We start from the raw sequence: 520 nt of genomic DNA, 5'->3' as shown, positions 1-520 counted from the left end.
AGGTAAGCCGGCGTGACAGGGCCGTGGCGAGTGGCCAGGTGTTGCAAGTCCTCGGCATGGCCAAGTCCCAGCGCCTGGAGCTGGCTCGCCAGCAGGCGGCGCGCCAGTGCATCGAGTTCACCAAAGGCGCCGGCGCTGGTCTGATGTGCGGCTGTTTGCATGCTTCAACTTCCCTGTGACGCGTGTGCTGTAAGTGAATGAACGAGGGGCCGCAGCCCTAGGTGATCGCGGCCAACGCCGCCAGCCTGTGTTGCAACCTGTCCTGCATGGCCGCCATGGCCCCGGGGTTGTCGGCGCACAGCACGATCTGTTCGTTGCCAAGCAGTCCGGCAAGGCTGTCGAATCCGTCGACCTGGGGGGTGTGCAACAGCTTGAGCAGCGCCAGTTGATCGAGGCCGCCCGCCAATAGCTGGTCGAGTGCCCGCAGGCCCTCCTCGGGCTCGATGGAACCCAGGCCCAGGGCCCTCATGCGCTCGCGGTAGCGCGGGTCGCTGACAGAACCGACGCCGCCCCAGTAGCC

The 520-nt window shown here is 66.7% G+C and carries 1 protein-coding gene; it reads right to left on the bottom strand.

Annotated features, from left to right (window positions below; all coding sequences use genetic code 11):
• Positions 1-217 precede the first annotated feature (217 nt).
• The coding region (locus tag Q7C21_RS23015) for a hypothetical protein (RefSeq protein ID WP_375151239.1) at positions 218-520 on the bottom strand (303 nt) is incomplete at its 5' end.

This window comes from Pantoea sp. ANP04, assembly GCF_041982285.1.
GTDB classification, from domain to species: domain Bacteria; phylum Pseudomonadota; class Gammaproteobacteria; order Enterobacterales; family Enterobacteriaceae; genus Pantoea; species Pantoea eucalypti.
This window is presented reverse-complemented; position numbering and strand designations above follow the sequence as displayed.